We start from the raw sequence: 21603 nt of genomic DNA on the forward strand, positions 1-21603 counted from the left end.
TGGCTCCGCAAGGCACAACTCTTGGCAGCGCTGGATTCACCGCAAGGCGCTGCTCTGGGCACAGAAGTGGCACATGAGGGAAACCCTCCCGCAGCACTGGTTTCACCGCCCACAGCACTGGCTCCTGTGTTTAAACATAAAGATGTATTTCGAGATACATAGTACTGAAGTTGAGGCATCCTTGTTCAAATCCACGCTTATTTATCGGGAGGCAACGCGGTCTTGGGGGTTTCCTCCTTAGAACGCTTGCCGTGATGTATTCTGAGTTCCTACTCTGTGGTCTTCTTAAGATATTGCTTGTGTTGTGAAAGGCTGAGCAGTTGAAGAGGCTGATTGTATTTATAGTCACTCAATAGTTAATTATGTATTTGGATGCTTGACTGGGATTTCGATGATAAACTCTGCTCCTTCTCCTAGTAAGGAATTGCAACTAATTTGTCCTTGATGTTTTTGTACCACAATCTGATGGCTGATTGCTAATCCCAGTCCACTGCCTTTACCAACAGGCTTTGTCGTAAAAAATGGGTCAAAGGTTCTTGATCGGACTGACTCATCCATACCAAGTCCATTGTCAGCGATACTAATCTTGACTGTATTATCATCTGCCAACTCTGTACGAATACGAATCACAGGAGCACTAATTGTGGAGCTAACGTCATGAGTTGGTGAGTTGGTAAAGTGTAATGGTCTTATCTTTTGGTCATCTTCCCATTGGCAGATGTGTTGATCACAAAGTTTATGCTCATCTTCCCCTATTCGGTGAAGTTTTCGATGGCTTGTGCTACTAAGACTTGTGTTCATTTCTCCACCAGAACCAGAACACATCTGGGACTCACTGTGCCAGTGTGTTGACTCCAAAGCATCGATCGCATTATTCAAGATATGCAGAAACACTTGGTTCAGTTCGCTAGCATAACAAGTGACAGGCGGCAAATTGTCGTCATACTCTTTTACGACAACAATGGGACAACGATATGTTGTTTCCTTGAGTCGATGCTGCAACATCACCAAAGTACTGTCTATACCTTCATGAATGTTTACCGACTTCATCTGGGCTTCGTCAACCCGAGAAAATTTTTGTAGCGCTAGTACAATGTGCCGAATGCGATCGGCACCTCTGTTCATAGCACCTAATAAGTTTTTCAGGTCATACATCAAAAAATTTAGGTCTATCTCCTGAACAATCTGCTCAATCTTTGGTGTCGAATGTGGATATTCTTGCTGATAGAGTGAAATCACACCGACCAGTTCTTGCATATATTGCCCAACATATTCAAGATTGCCATAAATAAAACTGATTGGATTATTCACCTCATGGGCAATTCCGGCAACCAATTGCCCCAATGCGACCATCTTCTCATTTTGAATTTGTTTAACTTGAGCAGCTTTTAAATCGTCAAGAGCATTTTGCAACAAAAGATTTTTTTCTTGAAGTTTAATTTCTAATAGACGCAAGTTAATCTGATTTTCAATTCGTAAGATAACTTCCGCCACAGAAAAAGGTTTAGTTATATAGTCTACACCTCCCACATCAAAGGCTTTTACTTTATCTAACACATCATCTAGAGCACTAATAAAAATCACTGGGACTTCACAAGTTCTTTCGTCATCCTTAAGTTGCTGACAAAGCTCATACCCATTTACTCCTGGCATGTTAATATCTAGCAAAATGACATCAGGCAAAACCATTTGACACGCCATCAGTCCCATTTTGCCATTTAAGGCTTTACGAACTTCATAACCTTGTGCAGTCAGCATTGCTGACAACAGACGTAGGTTGTCTGGTGTATCATCAACGACTAGAATATTGCCTTTATATTCTTGACCTTGATTTCTATGCATTTCAAAAAAACTGATATGGCAATTTGAGAAATATTTGGCACGCAAGACAAATTTCAGCTTAGTGTGGCTGAAATCTGTCTGTTACCATCATGCATCAAATTTACCACCAAGAGTGGTCCAAGTTAGTTTACCCAGCTCTCCATCTACAGTTAAACCGGCTGCTTTCTGAAATGCTTTGACAGCAGCTTCCGTTTGAGGACCAAAATTTCCATCTGCGCTTCCTGCGTTGTACCCTCTTGCATTCAGCACTTTTTGCACAGCCTTGACATCATCTCCTATCCTTCCTTGACGAAGATTACGTCTAAGTACTGGTAATACAAAGCCAGAATATGTCAAATTCCAAGCTTCACCACGTTCACCTTCCTTGGGAATACGCCAAATTGATGAGCCAGGATAGTTATTCAGGTAATCTTGAAGTTCAGCGGCTGTTGCAGGTTTTGCTGTATCACTTTCCGAATCCCAAACGGGTAAGATTGGTTTTTTCAAACCCAAATTTTTGTAAGCATCTAGACAATCTTTAACTTCTTCTGGAGTCGTGGGTTTGAAAGTGAACTTCTCAAAATAGATTTGTAGGAACGCTAAGTCGCAATACTTATCCAAAATCTGCCAAGGAACATTAGGGTGGAGTCGAGGATTTCCAAAAGTTGTATATCCTAAAGTTCCTTCCTTGACGATCATACGCACAGCAGAAAGAAGCTTGTCTAGATTTGTATGTGTGCTTGGATCTTCTACTTCTTTTTCTACATCAACAATATAGCCATCCAGTCCACAGTTAAGAGCTTGCCTAACTTTTACAATTTGTCTAGTAATATCAGCAGTACCATAGTGATATCCCCATCCATACACTTCGATCTCACGAGACTTAAATTCCTGAATAATTTCTGGAGAACACTGCCAATTCCAAAAAGTTGGTTTACCTTGATATTTTCCATCAAAAACCTTAAGATAAACACGCTGTACTTTTCGTTCAACAAGCTTGTCCAGATAATCAGCACGAATCTCTGAAAGCTTCCAAATCCAAATTCCGTTGGGATCTTGTGCCATATTCTTTAGTTCTTTATTTCGTAAAAATGACAGGCAAGTAAAGTATACCCATAGATTTTATAGATTGTTTCCTAGAGTATCGTCTACAACCTTTGCCTGTAACTGCTTCAATAATTTATCTATTAATTACAGAAGATTTCAAAAATTTGTTGTGCAATTGCGTCATTATATGGCATATTGCTTTTTCTGCTTCAGTTTTGGTGATAATGAGCCATGAGAACTATCTGGGTAAATGAACAACTTGATCCATCTGGAATGATTTATGCCTGTATTGCTTGCTGTAACGAGTCCCAAGCCAAAGACTGTCATGAGTCATTTAAGCAAAATTTAACTGAGGAGCAAAAGGCATGGGGGTGGGTGGCGCGGTTGCGAACAGTTAATTCTTGGGATGACGTTCCGGTGAATGCTTTAAAGTTGGATTGAAGCCGCAAGTCAGAATTCTCAATTCCGACGATTGCAAATCATCCACATAAAACCGATAAATGAGCGCACGGAAATTACGACGCTCTTGCAGCACGCCCTTGGGGTTCGCCCATTCCCCAGGTTTCCCCCCAGAGCGTGGAAACCTAGTGCTCTGACAACCCAAAATTGCCAGGTTAAGGCAAGCACGGGGAGAGTAAGATTTTTTCACCTCATCAACCCGTCAAAGTTAGTGTGTTGCACTACTAATCGAGGACTGCCTCACTTTTGACTAAGAATATTTGTAGTAGTAGGTTGAGAAGAACCAAGTCAAACCCAACAAAGCGTCCCAAATGTCGGGTTTCGTTCACTGGATCCAACCTACACATTTTTGTTTTTTGGGCAAAACCCGAGCAGTGTTGAGTCGAGAACTGGCTTACTTTTGACGTGAGTTCGATGCGCAAGAGTGTCTCACAATTCAAATAGGACTGCTATAGCAAAGTGAAAATAAAAAACTTATCATAAAAGGTAAAAGAAAGATTAAAGATTTATTAAAGATAAGTATAATACTAGAAACAGCTTGAAAGTATCTCTTCTAGTAGGGAAAATTGATATTTATTTTGACTATTTAAGAGTTATCATCAAAAAAAAAGATCGATGTCAAAAACTTGTAAAAACCAAATAAAGTTGAGTGCAATATCCGACAGTTTACACTTCTGCTGGAGGCTGTCCCATTAATTTGGTTGGCAAAAGGGGACAAGCAGTTCAAATTTCAATTCATGTTCCTAGTCTGTATATCTGTGCCAACCGCGAGCAGATATTACCAGATTGGAAAAAACAGCTTTTCTTGTGGGTGGTGATTGTTTTACAGCAATCAAGATATGAACTTGTAGAAAGTACACCGAAAATTGAGACAGAAAAACAAAGGTTACGGGAAAAGTTTATGAGATTTGGCTGTGATGTGGCATTTAATCTGCGCGATCGCCATTATTTAACAGACCTAATCGACCCCCGCACTGGCTATCCTTTGCTTTCCCGTCCAGGGAAAATTCTGCACGATGACACCGCAGCTGTGAAAGCTTTACTGCATTATCCGGTTATTCAGAACAAATGCCGTTTATTAGTCCACCCGAAGTGGGGAATGGCAGTTTATCCTGGAATTTTGATATCACAAGCTCCCCCAATGATCATAGAGTGGGTTATCAAGAGCATAGCCCCCCTGCATGACTGGAAGATAAAAGATTAAGGATGAAAAATTTATACTTTCTATTCAGCTTGTTTGTACTCTTGATACCATTGCACAAAGCAATTTATACCTTGCTCTAGCGGTGTACTGGGCTTAAATCCAACATCACGCATCAGGTCATCTACATCGGCATAAGTTGCAGGAACATCTCCCGGTTGCATCGGTAATAAGTTTTTCACGGCTTTCTTGCCAAGCGCCTTTTCTATCACTTCAATGAACGTCATCAATTCCACAGGGTTATTGTTACCAATGTTATAAAGCCTGTAAGGAGCATTACTGTTTGCTACGTTGGCTATCTTGGGTTGAGGTGGTTTAAGCATCACCCGAAAGACGCCCTCGACAACATCGTCAATGTATGTAAAATCTCGCTGCATTTTACCAAAATTGTAGACATCAATGGGCTTGCCTTGTTGTATCGCTTTTACGAATTTAAAATATGCCATGTCGGGTCTTCCCCAGGGACCATAAACTGTAAAAAAGCGTAGCCCAGTTGTTGGAATGTGATAAAGATGACTATAAGTATGGGCAATCAGTTCATTTGCTTTTTTAGTTGCAGCATACAGTGAAATAGGATGGTCAACATTATCATTGACAGCGAAGGGAACTTTGGTGTTAATGCCGTAAACAGAACTTGAAGAGGCAAATACTAAGTGCTTGATTTGACTTTGGCGGCATCCTTCCAAAAGGTTAACAAAGCCTGTAACATTGCTATCTATATAAACCCAAGGATTTTGTAAAGAGTAGCGTACGCCTGCTTGGGCTGCAAGATTGACGACATAATCAAAAGTGTAGTTTTGAAAGAGTTTCGCAACCTCAAGGCGATCGCTTAACTCCAAAAACTCAAACGTAAACCCCGGCTGCGAGTCAAGCTGCGCCAAACGAGCTTTTTTTAGGTTGACATCATAATAGTCATTTAAGTTGTCAATGCCTATCACCTCGACACCTTCTTTCACAAGACGTTGTGCTAAGTGATAGCCAATGAATCCAGCAACACCAGTAACCAGTACCCTCATCATCAATATCCCTCAAAAGTCTATAACAGCCATCATAGTCATTGCTTGAACTACAGCCATCGCTGTAGCCAGGAATTTTATTGGGGGGATTTTCACTAGCAGGCTGACGTAGTTTTTAGTCTGAGTGTGCTATTCGCCAAAGCAGAAAAATCATATGAAAAAATTAATTGTGTGAAGGTGATGACTATAGCGCTTGATGGTGTTGGGTGCAATACATCGTGTAGCTTCAGTTATAGGCGATACACACAAGCTAAAGCCTATGCGCAAAGCACACGCTGCGCGAACGACTGACTTGTGCTGAGTCGGTCGTTGTAGCGCGAACGCCCAAGTCCTCCAGCTTATCGCCGTTCGCGTGGTTGCGTTATTGAGAATTGTGCAAGATTTCAGTTTAATCAACTTCAATCAAATTGATGTCAAATTTAAACTTATAATAATTTCAGAAAAAAATTGAAGAAATTTTTTCTCTTATACTCATGAAAAATGGCAATGTCGTAGTTTACCGTTACCATAAAAAATAGCAATGTGCAACAACTGAAAGTAATATCTGAGACTTGTTTGCTTAACCAAGCCTGATAATTTTCACTAAAAAATCTATAAGGGTTCTGGCTCGAATGAAAGACAAATTCATTTACTACAGCCTGCGTATTCTCTGACAAGTTACTCAGAGAGTATTTATATCTGTGGTTGTTTAACTCTTTGATGTACTGGATTCAATTGAAAACCCTTATAGTGATTTTAAGTGCATAAACAGGATACGAAAAAAACGCTCCTTAGACATATACCCGAGGAATAATTTATATGCGGATTCCAGCAGCAACTTATCGAATTCAATTCAATTCAGAATTTGGTTTTGATGCCGCAAAAGCAATTACAAACTATCTGGTAGAGTTGGGAATTTCTGACCTCTACGCTTCTCCCATTTTCAAAGCCAGACCTGGAAGTAGTCATGGATATGACGTTGTTGATCCCACTCAGTTAAATCCAGAATTAGGAACTCAAGAAGCTTTTGAAAGCTTAGTCCAAGAATTACAACAGCATAAGCTCGGTTGGTTACAGGATATTGTCCCTAATCACATGGGTTATGATAGCCAAAATAAATATTTGATGGATGTGTTGGAATACGGTATACATTCCAGCTATGTTGATTACTTTGATATTCCTTGGAATGCTCCTTTTGGTATAAACTACGAACCGATACTGGCTCCATTACTGGGCAACTTTTACGGAGAGTGTTTAGAAAATGGCGACATTCAACTTAAGTATGACGAGACAGGACTAAACGTTAACTATTTTAGTTTAAAGATTCCTCTTAAATTAGAATCATACGCCAATTTGTTGAGTGAGAATTTAGAAAAATTGGCTCAAGCTTTAGGAAGGGAGCACCCGATATTTGTGAGGTTGCTTGGTGTCTTGTATATAGTAAAAAGTCTTCCTTCAGAGACAGTAGCACAGCAAAGACAAGACCAAGCAGCTTTTGTCAAAGGACTCCTTTGGGAATTGTATACAGAAAATCCGGAAGTGAAAACGTTTATTGATGAAAATCTGCAACTTTTTAACGGTGAACCAGGAAAGGCAGAAAGCTTTGATCTTTTAGAAAGTTTACTTTCAGAACAGTTTTTCCGCCTCTGTTACTGGAAAGTTGGGGCGGAAGAAATGAATTATAGAAGATTTTTCGCTGTGAATGAGTTGATATCAGTCAGAGTGGAAAATTTAAAGGTTTTTGAAAAGACTCATAATTTGATTAATAAGCTAGTCAGTGAAGGTAAGTTTACAGGCTTGCGAATTGACCACATTGATGGTTTATACGATCCAAAACAGTATTTAGACAGGTTGAGAGAAAAGACGGGAGATACATATATTACTGTTGAAAAGATTTTACAGCCTGGAGAAGACTTACCAAATGACTGGTCAGTTCAAGGTACATCTGGCTATGATTATCTGAATTACATCAACGGAATTTTTTGTAAAACTGAAAACGAAGATAAGTTTACTGAAATATACTCAGGTTTTACAGGGCTAACAACATCTTTTGAGGAAATGGTTCCCGACAAAAAGCACCTCATTCTAGAGAGAACGTTAGCCGGGGATATTGATAATATCACTTCTCTTTTAAAGAAAATTGCGAGTAAGCATCGGTATGGAAATGACTTTACAATCAATGGTTTAAAGCGAGCACTTGCAGAAGTCCTTAGTCGCTTTCCTGTTTACCGGACTTACGTTACTAAAGAGGGTATCTCTGAAATTGATCGCGCTTATGTTCATGAAGTGATTGAAGCGACAAAACCACACACACCATTCTTGAACCATGAATTAAACTTGATCGAAAAATTGCTGTTGCTGGAATATGATGATGATACTACTCAAACTGAGAAAGACCAGTGGCTTTACTTTGTCATGAGAGTGCAACAGTACACAGGACCATTGATGGCGAAAGGGGTCGAAGACACTGCTTTCTATGTTTATAACCGTTTTATTTCTTTAAACGAAGTCGGTGGCGAACCGAGTCATTTTGGTATTAGTACTTCAGAATTCCATGAGTTTAATCAAAAACGCCACAAGCAATGGTCTGGTGCTATGAGTACTACCTCTACTCATGATACTAAACGATGTGAAGATTCTAGGGCAAGGCTGAATGTTCTTTCCGAAATTCCAGAGGAATGGGAAAAACAAGTTCGCAAGTGGAGCGAAATTAATAGTTCCCACAGAAAGACAGTTGACCAGTTAACAATGCCAGATAGGAATGATGAATATGTTTTGTATCAAGCACTTGTAGGAGTCTTTCCATTTAATGAAGAAGAGTTTCCCTCTTGTATTGAACGGGTCAAAGATTATGTGATTAAAGCTATCAGAGAAGCGAAAGTTCATACGGAATGGCTACGAGAAAATAGCGTTTACGAAAATGCTTTTACTGATTTTGTCACGGCAATTTTTGAACCCTTGAAAGACAATCCATTCTTAAAAGAATTTTTGCCTTTCCAAAGATGGGTTGCTGAGAATGGTATCTACAATACTCTTTCTCAAACGCTACTGAAAATTACTTCGCCTGGAGTTCCCGACTTTTATCAAGGAACTGAACTATGGGATTTTAGCTTAGTTGATCCTGATAATCGCCGTCGGGTTAACTTTAAAACTCGGGAATCTTATCTCAAAGCAATTAAGGAACACGCATTGACAGATATTCTCAAGCTCATAGATGAGTTACTTGCTAATAAGGAAGATGCCAAAATTAAACTGTTCCTCGTTGTCCAAGGTTTGAAAGCAAGGACAGAATATTTACAAGTTTTTCAGCAAGGCGACTACTTACCTTTAGAAGTGAGTGGCAAGTTTAAAGAGAATATCATTGCCTTTGCAAGGAATGATGGAAATAAGACGATTATTACCATTGCTCCCCGCTTTTTTACAAGCTTAATTCAACCGGGAGACTACCCCCTAGGACAAGATATTTGGAATGACACGACCTTGAAGTTACCTACACAAGTCACTTCGTGGAAAGATGCAATCAGCGAGCAAACTGTTGAAGCTAATGGCACTTTGCTGATTGGCGAAGCGCTGAAACACTTCCCTGTGGGTTTGTTGGTTAGTCAAGGCTAGTTTAACCCAAGCTACGATTCTCGCTCAAAATCCTTTGGAACCTCACCCTGCCCTATCGGGCATCCCTCTCCTTATTAAGGAGAGGGAAAGATTTTATTGTGATTTGTGTTGGCGCAGCCTGCGCATAGCGCATAAATCGCGCGTTCTCAGATTCCCGACAACTTTTGCGAAGTCGGGAATCTTGTTGTTCAATGTAACCCATGACATTAGTCACACTTAGGATCGTAATAAAGTAACAGTCAAGTCAGTCACATTTTCTCTACTGTATGACAGCTTCCTATTCCTACTATAGATATCAAATCGGTTAAATTTTTAAGCCGATTGAACCAAAGATAATTGATCAAAGTGGTCAAAGGAAGTTTATTAATGAAAAAGATAATTGTAGGTACGTTGCTTGCTTTACCCTTGGCGATCGCCTCCATACCAACACAGGCTTCAGCATTAGAGATTCGCGTAGATCCTGGCTTTCACGCGAGACCTGTACGACAAGAGGTCATAGCTAGCCGATATGATCGACGTCGATGGGTTCCTGCACATTGGGAAAGACGAAATGGTCGTCGGGTATGGATTCGTGGTCACTATGTGCGTTATTAGGAGCAAATACTGTTTGAGTTAAGCTACTTTTCAGTTGAATAAGGTGAGAAAAGTAAGGTGAGTTATCAAGAGTGCAACTACGTGGTTACAAGAAGGTGAAAAATTTTACTTCTAAAGCGAAGGAATGGGATTTTTGTCACAAGATGACAAGTTATTCAACCATTCCTCAGCTTCTTTGTACAATTTAAACTTACGTTCATCCCGACGAAATTCTGTTGTGTGAACCATTCTTCTGCCATTTATCCATGTTGCACCGTGGTACTTGTGCAGCAGTTCATGGTACAAAACAAATTCTACCACGAATTCAGGAATACTCGCATTATCAAGAGTCAAAGCAATCATTACCTTGTCTCTTGCTGACTCATAATGACCAAATTTGCGATAAGTGTTAATCCTGCCCCAAATCAGACGTGGTTTGACTAAAGAAGAAGCAAAATATTCATGATTGACTTTATGAAATAACTCATTGAGATCGTAGTAATTTCCTTTGGCATTTTCTACAACGACTTCAGTAATGACATCAAGTTCTGTCAAGACATAACTGTATTCTTCACTTTCTGCATAATTTCTAATAAGTCTTGTACTATGTTGACATTTCCCAAATAAAGCTAATTTCACTAGTGCTTCTAAGATTTCATCGCTAGCGTTGATGAAACCTTCACTCAGGATAATAGTCATACCTACTAAGGAACGTTTGTATTTACATAACCCGGCTATTTGGGTTAATTCAACAACAATATTGACTAACTGTTGCTGATGTGTTTCACACAGCGTTTGAGCAATTTGCTTTATTTTATAAGTCGTTTGTAGGTGAAGTTGGAGGTTGCTTTCATGAGTCAAAAACTTCATCCATGCATAAATGTGACGTGAGCACCTTGTCAGATTAGCTGGTGTTGCTTGCGATTGGGCACAGATTTTTTCAATCGTTGCAACAACTTGAGTTATGGTTTGAGTCAGTTCTTGTATTTGAATCGTGTTTGGTGTCGCAGTTGAGGCTAAATTGGAAATCCTGTCCAAGACTGCGCGTTGTTGCGTCTTGATGTTCTTAAGGTGGATTGTCTGCATTTGAATTTATCGCCTTACTGACTCATAATTTGCTACCCTGTTCTTAAGATACAAGGTTAAGTAGAGCGATTGCTCTATTGCTCTATTCAAGAAACCTCTTATATTAAGTTCGTTTGATTACTTATCATTCCTGAAAAAGCGTCACTGCGCAGGCACATCGAACACTGTTCCATCTACCGCCATCACCCGCAGTCCTGCATAAACGCTCAAGGACTACTTGTTGAAATAAACTACAGATACAAGTTAGTAATAAATACAACTATTAGTGCTGGGTGGAATGCACCACTAGCATCCATGATCGCCTCATAAAGGCGCAGTGCATGAACATCGCCAAAGGCGATCGCAAAGAATAAGTCCTTGAAAAAGGACTTTAGCTTAAAGACAGGGAACTTATTCACTGTAACTAATACGGTGGATAAGCATAATCATCTTCATCCGGATAAACGTAGGAACTAGAAACTCCTGCCATCTCCATCCGAGGTGTCTCCGCTTTCATAGTTTCCTTTCCAAAGTCCTTGTACTCTTCAAAAGTCTTAGAGATAATTTCAGACTCTTGGGAATCGGAAGCAATCAGGTAGTCTGTTAAACTGGCAACTGTGGGATGTTTGTAGTCTACAGTAGAAGCTACCAAAACTGTGTTTGGTTCAATTCCTCTTTCTTCACAGTTGATAATAGGGCAAAAAATTCCGTGAGCATGGAATAGTCCACCTTTTGGTGTCAGAGGCTGCTTGCGGTATCCAGCATAAGCTCTTTCTAGTTCAGCAACGAACCCGCTAGTGACTTTACCTTGTTGGTAGTCAGAGTAAGCCTTGCTGAAACTTGCTCCAGCTGCTCCATTAAGAGTTAACTGTAGAGGGGATTCATGTAAAAACTTTTTATCTTCTCCTACTAAATAAATTAAATAGCGAGTAAATGTTTTAAATTTAAGTTTGTCTGCTAAAAAAGCATCATAATTGTCTTTGAGTGTACCCAATTTCACACCAGTTTCTCGGTCTTTAACAGATAATGGTCCCCGACGCACGACGACTATCCGAGGAGTGGTAGTGATATACACCGTTTCGACTCCAGAGCTAAATTCATGCTCTAGCTCATGCCAATTGTCATCGGGTTGAAAACCCACTAACGTAGCATTATCCGGTTTAATTGCCAAACCGTGAGGCTGTAAGCCATTTGTGCCATAGCGAGGATTAATCATCTGACACCAAGGGATGACTTGAGAAGCTGGTGCATTATACTTCTCATCCTCAAAGTCGAATTTTACAGATAATTTCATCGTCTTAGGCGCTTGTCAGTGTTTTGCAGATCAAGTTTACATGGTTTAGCAATGCTTGAGGTTTCAATTCACTTAGTGGCTTGAAACACAATCAATATTATGAGTAAAAGCACTCAATAAGTTTCTTCAGCAAGTCATGCATAATATACTCATAATTTTAACAAATGCCTGTAAAATCGGCTATTTGGGGTATTTGGTTAAGAATGGGCAAATGTGCGACAACACGTCTAAAATGAGGTGAAAACAGGCTTAACCTGCTTTCAACTCATGGTCTTTTATAATTATCGCAAATTGGTGTAAAAGTCAACAATTTGTTCTGTGATTTCAGAAACACTCATACCATCTGTCGTTATTTCAACAGCATCTGGAGCTTTTTGTAGGGGGGATACTTTGCGAGTGCTGTCTTTCCAGTCACGTTCAGCGATATCCTTTTCCAGCTGCTGTATACTCACTTCTGGTTGACCAAGTTTATGAAAGTCTTGCTGGCGTCTACGAGCACGCTCGCTGACAGAGGCGGTGAGAAAGATTTTTACTTCTGCATCAGGGAAAACTTGGGTACCTATGTCCCTGCCTTCTGCAACTAAACCACCTTTTTTACCCCAATTCTGCTGTTGTTTGAGCAGTGCTTGACGTACAGCACTTTGAGCGGCGATCGCCGATACTTTAGATGTCACCTCGTGAGTACGAATTGCTTGGGTAACATCAATATCGTTAATCCTAACCTGCACTGGTGTTTGTAAGTCTTTGCCGGGAGATAGTTCAATGACACAGTGGTTGGCTACTTCTGCGATCGCACACTCATCATCTAAAGCTATTCCCTTTTGCAGCACCAACCAAGTGACAGCACGATACATTGCTCCTGTATCTAAATACACTAAACCCAGGTTTGCTGCGACTTGACGAGCGACAGTAGATTTTCCAGCTCCGGCAGGTCCGTCTATGGCGATGATGGGTTGGCGAGCGCGCAGAATGATGTTATCAATCAAACGTGTAGAACCAAGACGAGCAGCGATCGCGAGCATTCCTTCTTCCTCAATTTTTTCTTCTATAAGCATCAAGGTATTTGGTTCAACCAATTCAATATATTCCACTAAAACAGAACTGAACATTGCCACTTCTTGCCGTACCGCCCCTATGAGGGCTTTTGCATCACGAACTCCGGCGCTAAAAGCTGCTTGAGCGTTTTGCAAACCACGATACAACACTGATGCTTGTTGTTTTTGTGTTGCGGTCAAATATTGGTTACGAGAGCTTACGGCAAGACCAGATGCTTCTCGCACCGTAGGACAAGCAACAATCTCTATTGAAAAATTCAAATCAGCTACAAGCCGTTTAATAATGGCAAGTTGCTGACCGTCTTTTTGACCGAAATAAGCTCGGTCAGGCTGCACCAAGTTGAAAAGCTTGGTGACAATTGTGGCTACACCTTGGAAGTGACCCAACCGAGTACGACCACACAAGCCAGATATCATAGCAGATGGTGGGATAACTTGTGTAACTTTTGATTCTTGTATAATCTTCTGGGCAACTCCCATCTCTTCCGGAGTCGGAGCAAAAATTGCATCTACCCCTGCTTGTGAGCAAAGTAATTGGTCTTGCTCTGTTGTGCGAGGATAGCGTTGGTAATCTTCGTTTGGACTAAATTGCAGCGGGTTCACGAAGATACTAACAATCACTATGGCATTTTCTTGCCGCGCCCGTTGAATTAAGTTTAAATGACCTTGATGCAACGCTCCCATTGTGGGAACTAAACCAACTGCTGTGTGGGATCGAGCAGTCACCTCAAATGCTAACAGCTGCGCTTGATCCACAAGCTGGTTTTCAAAACGGTGTTGAGCTAAATAGCAGCGTAAAGCTGCGACTGTTGTTAACAGGCGCACAAAAATACCCCTAGTGTTGTCTATCTCTCCCCAGTAGTTTATATCTGAATTTGAGGAGTAGACCAGCAGCTAGGGGGATTGATGAGGAGGTATGGAGCACAGGAGAAAAAATGACTTCCTGACGTTTTCTCATCTTCCTCATCCCCCTCATTTCCATGGCAGGTACAAAGGGGAAAACTCCCAAGGACGCACTCTGCCTCCTCATCCCCGGTTCTTACCTTCCTAACACTTCTATCCGCACAGGTGCAACACCGCTACCCATCATTCCTAAAATCCGCGCTGCACCAACAGAAATGTCAATAATTCGACCGCGAATAAATGGTCCTCGATCATTAATCCGAACTACTACTGAACGACCATTACGCGTGTTGGTAACACGGACTCGCGTTCCAAAAGGTAAGCTGCGATGGGCAGCAGTCATCCCTTCTGGATTAAACCTTTCACCAGTAGCAGTGCGGTTGCCAGAACCATCATAGCCATAATAGGAAGCTACTCCTTTTAGTCCTTTGACTATCTGTCCTGGCAAATCTGGCACGGATATTTTTGGTATTTGTACCAGGGTATTTGTAGGTAAGTTAGCAATTTCATTCAGGGGAGATGCTTTACCTACTAGTCTTCGCAGACGATTTGTGGCTTGCAGAGCGTCTTTAGCTCGATCTTTGGTTGTATCTGCTAGCCATGTATGATCATCGATTTCCACGATTTCGTCGCCATTTGCCTTGATGATGTAGCGACCTTGTACTGATTGCTGACCAGCTTGGCCATTTTTCTGCTGGCTCTGATTTGGTGTGGACTCACCTGCTGCTATCCAACTCACCGTAATCTTGTTGGCGTCCACTTTGTCCCAGATCAGCTGGTTTATCTTGGCGGCTACGACCGAAGCCCTATGAATTGGGTCATCTTGAGTAGAGTTAGGTTGGTTTTTGACATCTATGCTTTCCCCAATTGATACTACCTTTGTTGGGCTGCTTGCATTTGTGCTGTCAAGCTTCGTGCCATTTTCATCACTAAATGCACCAACTTTTGTCTGGGCACTTGCAGTTGGCTGCTGACCAACATTTTCACCCACAAACGTAAGAACCGGAATTTTACGAATATAGAGTGTTGCCGCTTGACGTCCTGCGACTTCATGAGCCTGAATTTCAGTCATCACAGCATTAGAAGCAGGGTTTCCCGGTGGGGATTTGTATTCTCCTACTTTCACCACGTCACCAGAAGGAAGTGACGAACTTGGAGACGTTTCTTTGGTCGTTTGGGCGCGACCTATAGATTGTGTCCCGAAAACAGTAGAAAAGACAGCGACAACAGTCCACAAATGTTTTTGATTCATGCGTCCGAATGTTAAAGCGACTGAAGAACAGAGGTTTCTAAATTTGCACCACTGATGAGTGATAGATCTTAAAAAAAATTTCAACTCGTTCTGCGTTCACTTTTTGCGTAACTGCAACAGACTATCACAAACCTAGATGTTTGGGGATCAGGTTTTTGATTAATCCTTGGTCAATTTATCAAAATTTAACTCTCATTTCAAGTCACAAACCTTACAAATATGAGCATTTTGGCTATGTGACAGTTTTTTTATGATTAGAAATTTTATTATCAAAACCTCATAATAATTTAGTAATTAAATTGATTGCAGTAGCATATACGCTTGTCTAGAAACATAATTGATGCTAAAGAAAGGTGATTTAAACTGCTGAACATACTTTTACTTTATTTACAGTAGTTTTTTTTAACAAAAAGTTTAAATAAACAATAAGTATATTTAGTATTCTTTATAACTACGAAGAAAGATTTTTTTGAAAAAACTAACTTTTTGGTCTTATTTCTGAGTTGCTTTGCAAGTAATATAGCGTTTCCCGCCTGGCTAAGGTACAGCAAGAAAGAAGAAACCGCAGGTAAACGCACCCTGGACGCAGATAAATATGTACCTTAGCCAAATTAGAACCGCATTAACACAGTTTTCGCTTGCAAAACGATATAAATATTCAGGTTAACTTGAAAAATCATTATTTGTTTAGTAGCTATATATACTAAGTCTTTCATCATATTTGAAATGACAAGATAAGACACAATATTCATAGGACTTACGCATTGACAGGAAATACGAAATATGGAGTATGGATTTGGGACATTCAAACCTGATTTTTCGATAATCTTTAAGCGATCACCACCCATCTGGTGGTAATTCTCAAAAGTCTGGAACGACCAAACTACGTTATACACATGATGTTACTTTTATAAAGCACGTAAGTCCTAATTCAGTAAAATAAATTATACACAGAGCGAAATTGACAAAACAGCAATGCTAATGTTATTTGAAGAAAATTTTTAGGTGAATGGGCATATAAGGTTGGTATTCCGGCAAAAAGTGGAATTTCTGGTGGAATTATTGCTGTTGTTCCAAATGTCATGGGGATTGGAGTGTTTTCACTACCTCTCGATTCACGCGGTAATAACGTAAGTTGCTAATTAGTCCCTAGAAACGGTATATAAGTCATACGAAAACTCCCTTTTGAAGTATTGCAAAATACTATTAATTGAGAACTGGTACTTAAACTCAGGCGTTTTTTGATAACTAGCAACTTGGGTTAATAGTGTTCGGGGGGTTAAGGTTTGTGAAGAACTTTCGCAGCAGTTTGGTTTACACTTGTTCGAGTGTTCGCAAAGAAACTTATTTTAGGGAAAAAGAGTGGTAATTCACACCCTCCCTGGAATAAAAGTTATCCTAAATCACTGCGTTGGATAACATTGTTTAGATTTGTACATGCATTTGCGCCTCTACCTTTATAAAATCGGACTGAAATTTTGATCCACAACCTCTTTCATAACCTCAAGAAATGTCCGCAAAACTGGTAATGACTCATCTTGTCGCCAGACAGCTACTAGCTCCACCTCTGCATCCGATAGATTCAAAGTAATGTATACAACTCCTGTTCTGTGAATATTACGTATGGATGCAGGAGCAAGGGAGACACCCATACCAGCAGAGACAAGACCAAGAATTGTCTGCTTTTGGCTGGCTTTTTGCACGACTTTAGGGCTAAAACCTGCTTGTTGGAATAAACTAATACACTGGTCGTAGTAGCCCGGTTCTAATTGACGTGATACCAGAATGAAGGACTCATTAGCCAGCATGGGTAATGCTAACTCTGGCTGAGTTGCTAAAGGATGAGTCTCTGGCAATATCACAACAAGTGGCTCCTTGAGGATTGGTTCAAGAGTCAAAGAAGCATCAGGTGTAGGCGGAATCATCAAACCAAGATGGATTTGCTGTTCTTGCAGCGCCTGCACTTGAGCACTTGTTGTCATTTCCTCTAATTCGAGTTCCACGCGTGGAAAACGCTCTCGAAAAATCCTCAAAGCTTTGGGTAAAACGCTATAGGTAGCAAAACCAGAGAATCCCACCTTGAGTCGTCCGCTTTCTCCCTGAGCCACTTGTCTTACTATCTCTACAGCCTCAGTTGCTTTCAGTAAAATGTGACGTGCTTCTACTAAAAATGCTTTTCCTGGTTCTGTTAATTGAACTCGGCGCTTAGTGCGCTCAAACAAGAGTACGCCTAATTCATCCTCCAGCTGACGGATTTGTTGACTTAAAGGTTGCTGAGTCATGTGCAGTCGTTCTGCAGCTCGACCAAAGTGCAGTTCCTCTGCAACAGCAACAAAGTAGCGTAAATGTCGAAGCTCCATTAGAACATTTTAAGTGTTAATTGCCTATCAAAAATGTGTTGGACAGTGAAAACATTAGCACTTATGTTAGAAAGTAACAACAAGAATATTCAAAATAACCAATATTTAGGGATTTGATTCCATGAAAGACGACACCAGTCCTGATTGGGAAAATGCTGCTTTGCTGACTATAGATATACAAAAATCTTTTGCATTACCTGGGGCTTGTGCAGAGATTCTTGGTACATGGGAAGTGATACCTAAAATTCAGCAATTATTACAAGCATTTAGACAAAGCGGGAAACCGATTATTCATGTTATCAGGATTTATTTACCCGATGGTTCCAATGTTGATTTATGTCGCAGACAAGATATTAAAAATGGCAAGCAGGTTGCAGTTCATGGCACTGATGGAGTAGAACTTGTCAACGAATTAAAACCATCATTTCAAATAATGCTTGATATAGATAAGCTAATTTCAGGAGCTTTTCAATGGGTTAGTCATCATGAATGGATTATGTACAAACCAAGATGGGGAGCTTTTTTTCAAACCTCTCTTGAAAAACATTTACGTGAGTATTCCATTAACACTTTAGTGATTTGCGGATGTAACTTTCCTAACTGCCCACGCACTACCATTTATGAGGCAAGTGAACGAGATTTTAGAGTCGTTTTCATTCCAAATGCTACATCTCAAGTCTATGAGCGAGGTTTGCAAGAGCTAAGGAATATTGGCGTGATTTTGATGAGTACTGAAGAGTGCATAGCTTTAGCAACACAAACAGTAAAAACTTCCGGAAAAAGCTTTTATTGATAAGGATAACAGACGATGAGCTTAGAATTTAGCACAAATACATTCGAGAAAGAGAAGATTATCTTAGCAGGGAAAGAAGAATATATCGTTGGAGGAGGACGCCATCTTTTTCCACTTTTACCTAAAGCTTTTGCAGAAATTCACCAAATCGGAGTGATTGGTTGGTCGTCCCAAGGTCCTGCTCAAGCACAAAATTTAAGAGATTCTCTAGCAGGAACTAACATCAAGGTCAAAGTAGGTCTTCGGAAAAATTCATCTTCTATTCCATTGGCAGAAAAAGCTGGCTTTACTAGAGACAATGGCACATTAGGAGAAATGTATGAAGTCATCTCTGAATCTGATTTGTTAATTCTTCTCATTTCTGATGCTGCACAGGCAGCAAATTATCAGCAAATTTTTGAGGCTATTCGTCCTGGAACTACACTCGGATTATCTCATGGATTTTTGCTTGGACATCTAAAAAACATTGGGGATTCATTTCCTGAAACCATTAACGTGATTGCTGTTTGTCCTAAAGGGATGGGACTTTCAGTCAGGCAACTTTATGAACAGGGTAAAGAAATTCATGGCGCTGGCATTAACTCCAGCTTTGCCATTCATCAAGATGTTAATGGAAGAGCAACAGATTACGCACTTGCATGGGCAGTAGCAATTGGTTCTCCTACAATCTTCCAAACGACTCTTGAATCAGAATATAAGTCTGACATTTTTGGAGAAAGAGGAATTTTGCTGGGAGCAGTTCACGGAATTGTAGAAAGTTTATATCGCTGGTTGATTCGTTCTGGACATTCTCAGGAGGAAGCTTATATAAATTCTGTAGAATCTCTCACTCAACCAATTAGCAATATGATTTCTAAAAATGGGTTCTTGTCCATTTATATATCTCTAACTGATGCCGAAAAAGAAACCTTCAAAAAAGCTTACTCTGCTGCTTATCATCCTGCTTTTGAAATCTTAATGGAGATTTATGATGAAGTTGCTTCTGGAAATGAAATTCGTAGCGTGATTGAAGCAAACAATCGTCATCAGCGTTTTCCTATAGGAAAAATTGACGGCACACAAATGTGGCAAGTTGGCGTCAATGTTCGTGATAATAGACGACCTGAGAAAGTTTCCATTCATCCTGTAACTGCTGGAGTTTATATCGCTACCATGATGGCTCAAGTAGACTTATTGAAGGAAAAGGGACATCTTTACTCTGAAATTGTCAATGAGTCCATTATTGAAGCGGTGGATTCTTTAAACCCTTACATGTATCAAAAAGGGGTGGCTCATATGCTTAATAATTGTTCCATGACAGCACAGCTTGGAACTAGAAAATGGGCACCACGATTCGATTACATTTTCTGCCAGCAGGCTTTTACTGCATTGGATGATAACAAACAGACAGATGAAAAAGTTTTTGAAAACTTTTTGACGAATGACATTCACCAAGCGTTGTCGATTTGTACTCAGCTGCGACCTTCTGTCGATATTTTTGGATAAAATTGAGCTGAAAGTATGGGTTTAACTGCTTTACCGAGGTGGCTAAGGTAGATGTCGGGGATGCGGAGTTAATTATCCGTACTCTGTTTAACAGCACAAATCATGCAGCGCTGTGGAAAACCCGCATCACAACCCTGATTGAGCTTTACGACAAGCACCAAGTCTGCCCAACATTAGCACAGGGACTTGTCCCAGAAAAAACCATCAATGCCTTGATCTCAGAAATGGTAAGCGACAAAGCAGCCCAAACATGGCTGGAAGTTTGGCAGGAAGTTGTGGGAAATCGTCCTGATACCAAGTTGCGTTCTGTTGTAGTAGCGCTTTAGGGCAATACGGTTCAGTTAAGAAGAATTGTAGGTTGGGTTGCGCTCGGCTTAACCCAACAAAAGCGAGGCAGGTGTTGGGTTTCGTTCCTCAACTTATGCGCTACGCGCAGGCACTTTCACACAAATCAAATAAAATTGCTATGAAAGTCTTCTCAAATTCAGTTTCTTCTTGAACCTCGGTAAATTCGATCCATTTGGTCTTTTGAAAGTCGTGTTATTGGAAACCTTTGATGCACGTCATAGAAAAATTCTTGAGGCGGATCAACTGCCGTTTCTTGTTCAGAAATGTTATTTTTTATGTTATTACCATTTAAAAATTCTTCCTTAAGTCGTCTCTCATCTGTGTCATCACTTTTGAGTTGACTTTGAGGCAAGACATAAGCATGAGTTTCTGGATCGAAGGCTAAAACTTCTCCTTTTTCAATGTTATAAATCCAGGCGTAAATCTTTAGTTGTCCTTGGTATAGCTTGGAGCGGATAACTGGATAAGTCCGCAGATTTTCAATTTGAGTCAGTACATTTTCAGCGGTTAAAATTTCGAGTAGTTCTTCCCCCTTGTATTGGGTGTAATGTTCTTTTACCAATAGTCGGGTTGCCTCTGCATACTTTAACCAATCATGAACAAGCGGCATTTCATCTCGCAGACTATGTAACTTCATCAGCCCTTTCATTGCACCACAATGCGAGTGACCACAAACAATAATTTGTCGAATACCTAGAGCTTGCACAGCGTATTCAATTGTCGCACCTTCACCGCCCTTGGTTGCTCCAAATGGCGGAATAATATTGCCAGCATTGCGGATAACAAATAATTCACCTAAATCAGCTTGTGTAATTAGATTTGGGTCTACACGTGAATCAGAACAAGTAACAAATAACACTCTGGGTTTTTGACCTTGAGATAGTTGTTCAAAGAGTTCTTGGTGTGTACTAACATAATTAGCCTTAAATTCACGCAGACCTTTAATTAATTTCTTCATACAGCTAACTTTTGACAAATAGAGGCAATATCAGAAAAATTTTCCCTGTATAGTTAGTGTAGTATAAAAATGTTATAAATTTTATCAATTTGTCATTCAAGCAAATCTAAGTGCTCATGGGTGTCAGCAGCAACTGTCTTGAGTATCACTTCTGAGTTGGTGTGGGTAAAAGTCGTTGGTAGTGCGGCAGCTTACGTTCCTCCGCTTCCCCCCGAAACGTGCCTTGGCGATCGCATTTATGCCAATCCTTTATATCTTGCACCTGAGCGTATCAATCGGCACGAACCAAAAATATGGGCAAAAAATTATATTATTTTTATAATCTTTATCTTGTTAAATAAGTGGAGTTTAGACTGTCTAAACTCCAGTCATTAATCGCATT

The 21603-nt window shown here is 40.3% G+C and carries 18 protein-coding genes and 1 pseudogene; 9 read left to right on the forward strand and 10 right to left on the reverse strand.

Going from position 1 to position 21603, the window contains the following annotated elements; genetic code table 11:
• Positions 1–360: 360 nt before the first annotated feature.
• Positions 361–1842 (reverse strand): hybrid sensor histidine kinase/response regulator, encoded by a 1482-nt coding sequence (locus tag AC5590_RS31610; RefSeq protein WP_169267213.1) that lies wholly within the window; start codon positions 1840–1842, stop codon positions 361–363.
• 87 nt (positions 1843–1929) lie between these two features.
• Positions 1930–2886, reverse strand: coding sequence for a peptidoglycan-binding domain-containing protein (locus AC5590_RS31615; protein WP_169267214.1), 957 nt, complete (start codon positions 2884–2886; stop codon positions 1930–1932).
• Positions 2887–3099: 213 nt separating this feature from the next.
• Between AC5590_RS31615 and AC5590_RS31620 the strand changes: the two genes are divergently transcribed.
• Positions 3100–3309 carry a glycogen debranching protein gene (locus AC5590_RS31620; RefSeq protein ID WP_169267215.1) on the forward strand — a complete coding sequence of 70 codons (210 nt, stop codon included), beginning with the start codon at positions 3100–3102 and terminating at the stop codon, positions 3307–3309.
• A 667-nt stretch (positions 3310–3976) separates the two neighbouring features.
• Positions 3977–4531: a methylmalonic aciduria and homocystinuria type D protein gene (locus AC5590_RS31625; protein ID WP_169267216.1), complete on the forward strand. Its 555-nt coding sequence runs from the start codon at positions 3977–3979 to the stop codon at positions 4529–4531.
• Between the two features lie 20 nt (positions 4532–4551).
• Here the strand turns inward: AC5590_RS31625 and AC5590_RS31630 are convergent, their stop codons facing one another.
• On the reverse strand, positions 4552–5544 hold the full coding sequence (locus AC5590_RS31630) for an NAD-dependent epimerase (RefSeq protein WP_169267237.1): 993 nt from the start codon (positions 5542–5544) through the stop codon (positions 4552–4554).
• A 798-nt stretch (positions 5545–6342) separates the two neighbouring features.
• Here AC5590_RS31630 and treY point away from each other — a divergent pair.
• Both treY and AC5590_RS31640 read left to right on the forward strand, forming a co-directional pair.
• Entirely contained in the window at positions 6343–9135 is a 2793-nt protein-coding gene (treY, locus tag AC5590_RS31635; RefSeq protein WP_169267217.1) for a malto-oligosyltrehalose synthase, read from the forward strand.
• A gap of 366 nt (positions 9136–9501) precedes the next feature.
• Positions 9502–9729, forward strand: coding sequence for a hypothetical protein (locus tag AC5590_RS31640; protein WP_169267218.1), 228 nt, complete (start codon positions 9502–9504; stop codon positions 9727–9729).
• Between the two features lie 111 nt (positions 9730–9840).
• On the opposite strand, the gene AC5590_RS31645 is transcribed toward AC5590_RS31640, so the two are convergent.
• The 5 genes from AC5590_RS31645 to AC5590_RS31665 all read right to left on the reverse strand — a co-directional run bounded on the left by AC5590_RS31645 (position 9841) and on the right by AC5590_RS31665 (position 15277).
• On the reverse strand, positions 9841–10794 hold the full coding sequence (locus AC5590_RS31645; protein ID WP_211178629.1) for a M48 family peptidase: 954 nt from the start codon (positions 10792–10794) through the stop codon (positions 9841–9843).
• A gap of 230 nt (positions 10795–11024) precedes the next feature.
• Positions 11025–11192 carry a hypothetical protein gene (locus AC5590_RS31650; RefSeq protein WP_169267219.1) on the reverse strand — a complete coding sequence of 56 codons (168 nt, stop codon included), beginning with the start codon at positions 11190–11192 and terminating at the stop codon, positions 11025–11027.
• A gap of 5 nt (positions 11193–11197) precedes the next feature.
• Positions 11198–12067: a DUF5895 domain-containing protein gene (locus AC5590_RS31655; RefSeq protein ID WP_169267220.1), complete on the reverse strand. Its 870-nt coding sequence runs from the start codon at positions 12065–12067 to the stop codon at positions 11198–11200.
• Between the two features lie 281 nt (positions 12068–12348).
• Positions 12349–13947 (reverse strand): bifunctional pantoate--beta-alanine ligase/(d)CMP kinase, encoded by a 1599-nt coding sequence (locus tag AC5590_RS31660; RefSeq protein ID WP_169267221.1) that lies wholly within the window; start codon positions 13945–13947, stop codon positions 12349–12351.
• A gap of 214 nt (positions 13948–14161) precedes the next feature.
• On the reverse strand, positions 14162–15277 hold the full coding sequence (locus AC5590_RS31665) for a septal ring lytic transglycosylase RlpA family protein (protein ID WP_169267222.1): 1116 nt from the start codon (positions 15275–15277) through the stop codon (positions 14162–14164).
• 998 nt (positions 15278–16275) lie between these two features.
• On the opposite strand from AC5590_RS31665, the pseudogene AC5590_RS31670 reads away from it, so the two are divergent.
• A pseudogene (locus tag AC5590_RS31670) lies at positions 16276–16410 on the forward strand (glutaminase); the annotation flags it as partial.
• 324 nt (positions 16411–16734) lie between these two features.
• Here AC5590_RS31670 and AC5590_RS31675 read toward each other — a convergent pair.
• Positions 16735–17637, reverse strand: coding sequence for a LysR family transcriptional regulator (locus AC5590_RS31675; RefSeq protein ID WP_169267223.1), 903 nt, complete (start codon positions 17635–17637; stop codon positions 16735–16737).
• A 121-nt stretch (positions 17638–17758) separates the two neighbouring features.
• On the opposite strand from AC5590_RS31675, the gene AC5590_RS31680 reads away from it, so the two are divergent.
• From AC5590_RS31680 to AC5590_RS31690, 3 genes are read left to right on the forward strand one after another with little or no spacing between them, the layout of a single operon-like run.
• A complete protein-coding gene (locus AC5590_RS31680) occupies positions 17759–18430 on the forward strand; it encodes a cysteine hydrolase family protein (RefSeq protein ID WP_169267224.1) in 672 nt (223 codons plus the stop codon).
• A gap of 15 nt (positions 18431–18445) precedes the next feature.
• The gene (locus AC5590_RS31685) at positions 18446–19915 is read left to right on the forward strand and encodes a ketol-acid reductoisomerase (protein WP_169267225.1); all 1470 of its coding nucleotides are present in this window, start codon (positions 18446–18448) and stop codon (positions 19913–19915) included.
• 38 nt (positions 19916–19953) lie between these two features.
• Positions 19954–20241 (forward strand): hypothetical protein, encoded by a 288-nt coding sequence (locus AC5590_RS31690; protein WP_169267226.1) that lies wholly within the window; start codon positions 19954–19956, stop codon positions 20239–20241.
• Positions 20242–20399: 158 nt separating this feature from the next.
• Here AC5590_RS31690 and AC5590_RS31695 read toward each other — a convergent pair whose 3' ends face one another.
• Positions 20400–21221 carry a carbonic anhydrase gene (locus AC5590_RS31695; RefSeq protein ID WP_169267227.1) on the reverse strand — a complete coding sequence of 274 codons (822 nt, stop codon included), beginning with the start codon at positions 21219–21221 and terminating at the stop codon, positions 20400–20402.
• A gap of 120 nt (positions 21222–21341) precedes the next feature.
• On the opposite strand from AC5590_RS31695, the gene AC5590_RS31700 reads away from it, so the two are divergent.
• Positions 21342–21596, forward strand: a complete 255-nt coding sequence (locus AC5590_RS31700) for a hypothetical protein (protein WP_169267228.1) — start codon at positions 21342–21344, stop codon at positions 21594–21596.
• Positions 21597–21603: the final 7 nt, after the last annotated feature.

Origin of the sequence: Brasilonema octagenarum UFV-OR1 (assembly GCF_963888615.1) — a bacterium.
Classification (GTDB): Bacteria; Cyanobacteriota; Cyanobacteriia; order Cyanobacteriales; family Nostocaceae; genus Brasilonema; species Brasilonema sennae.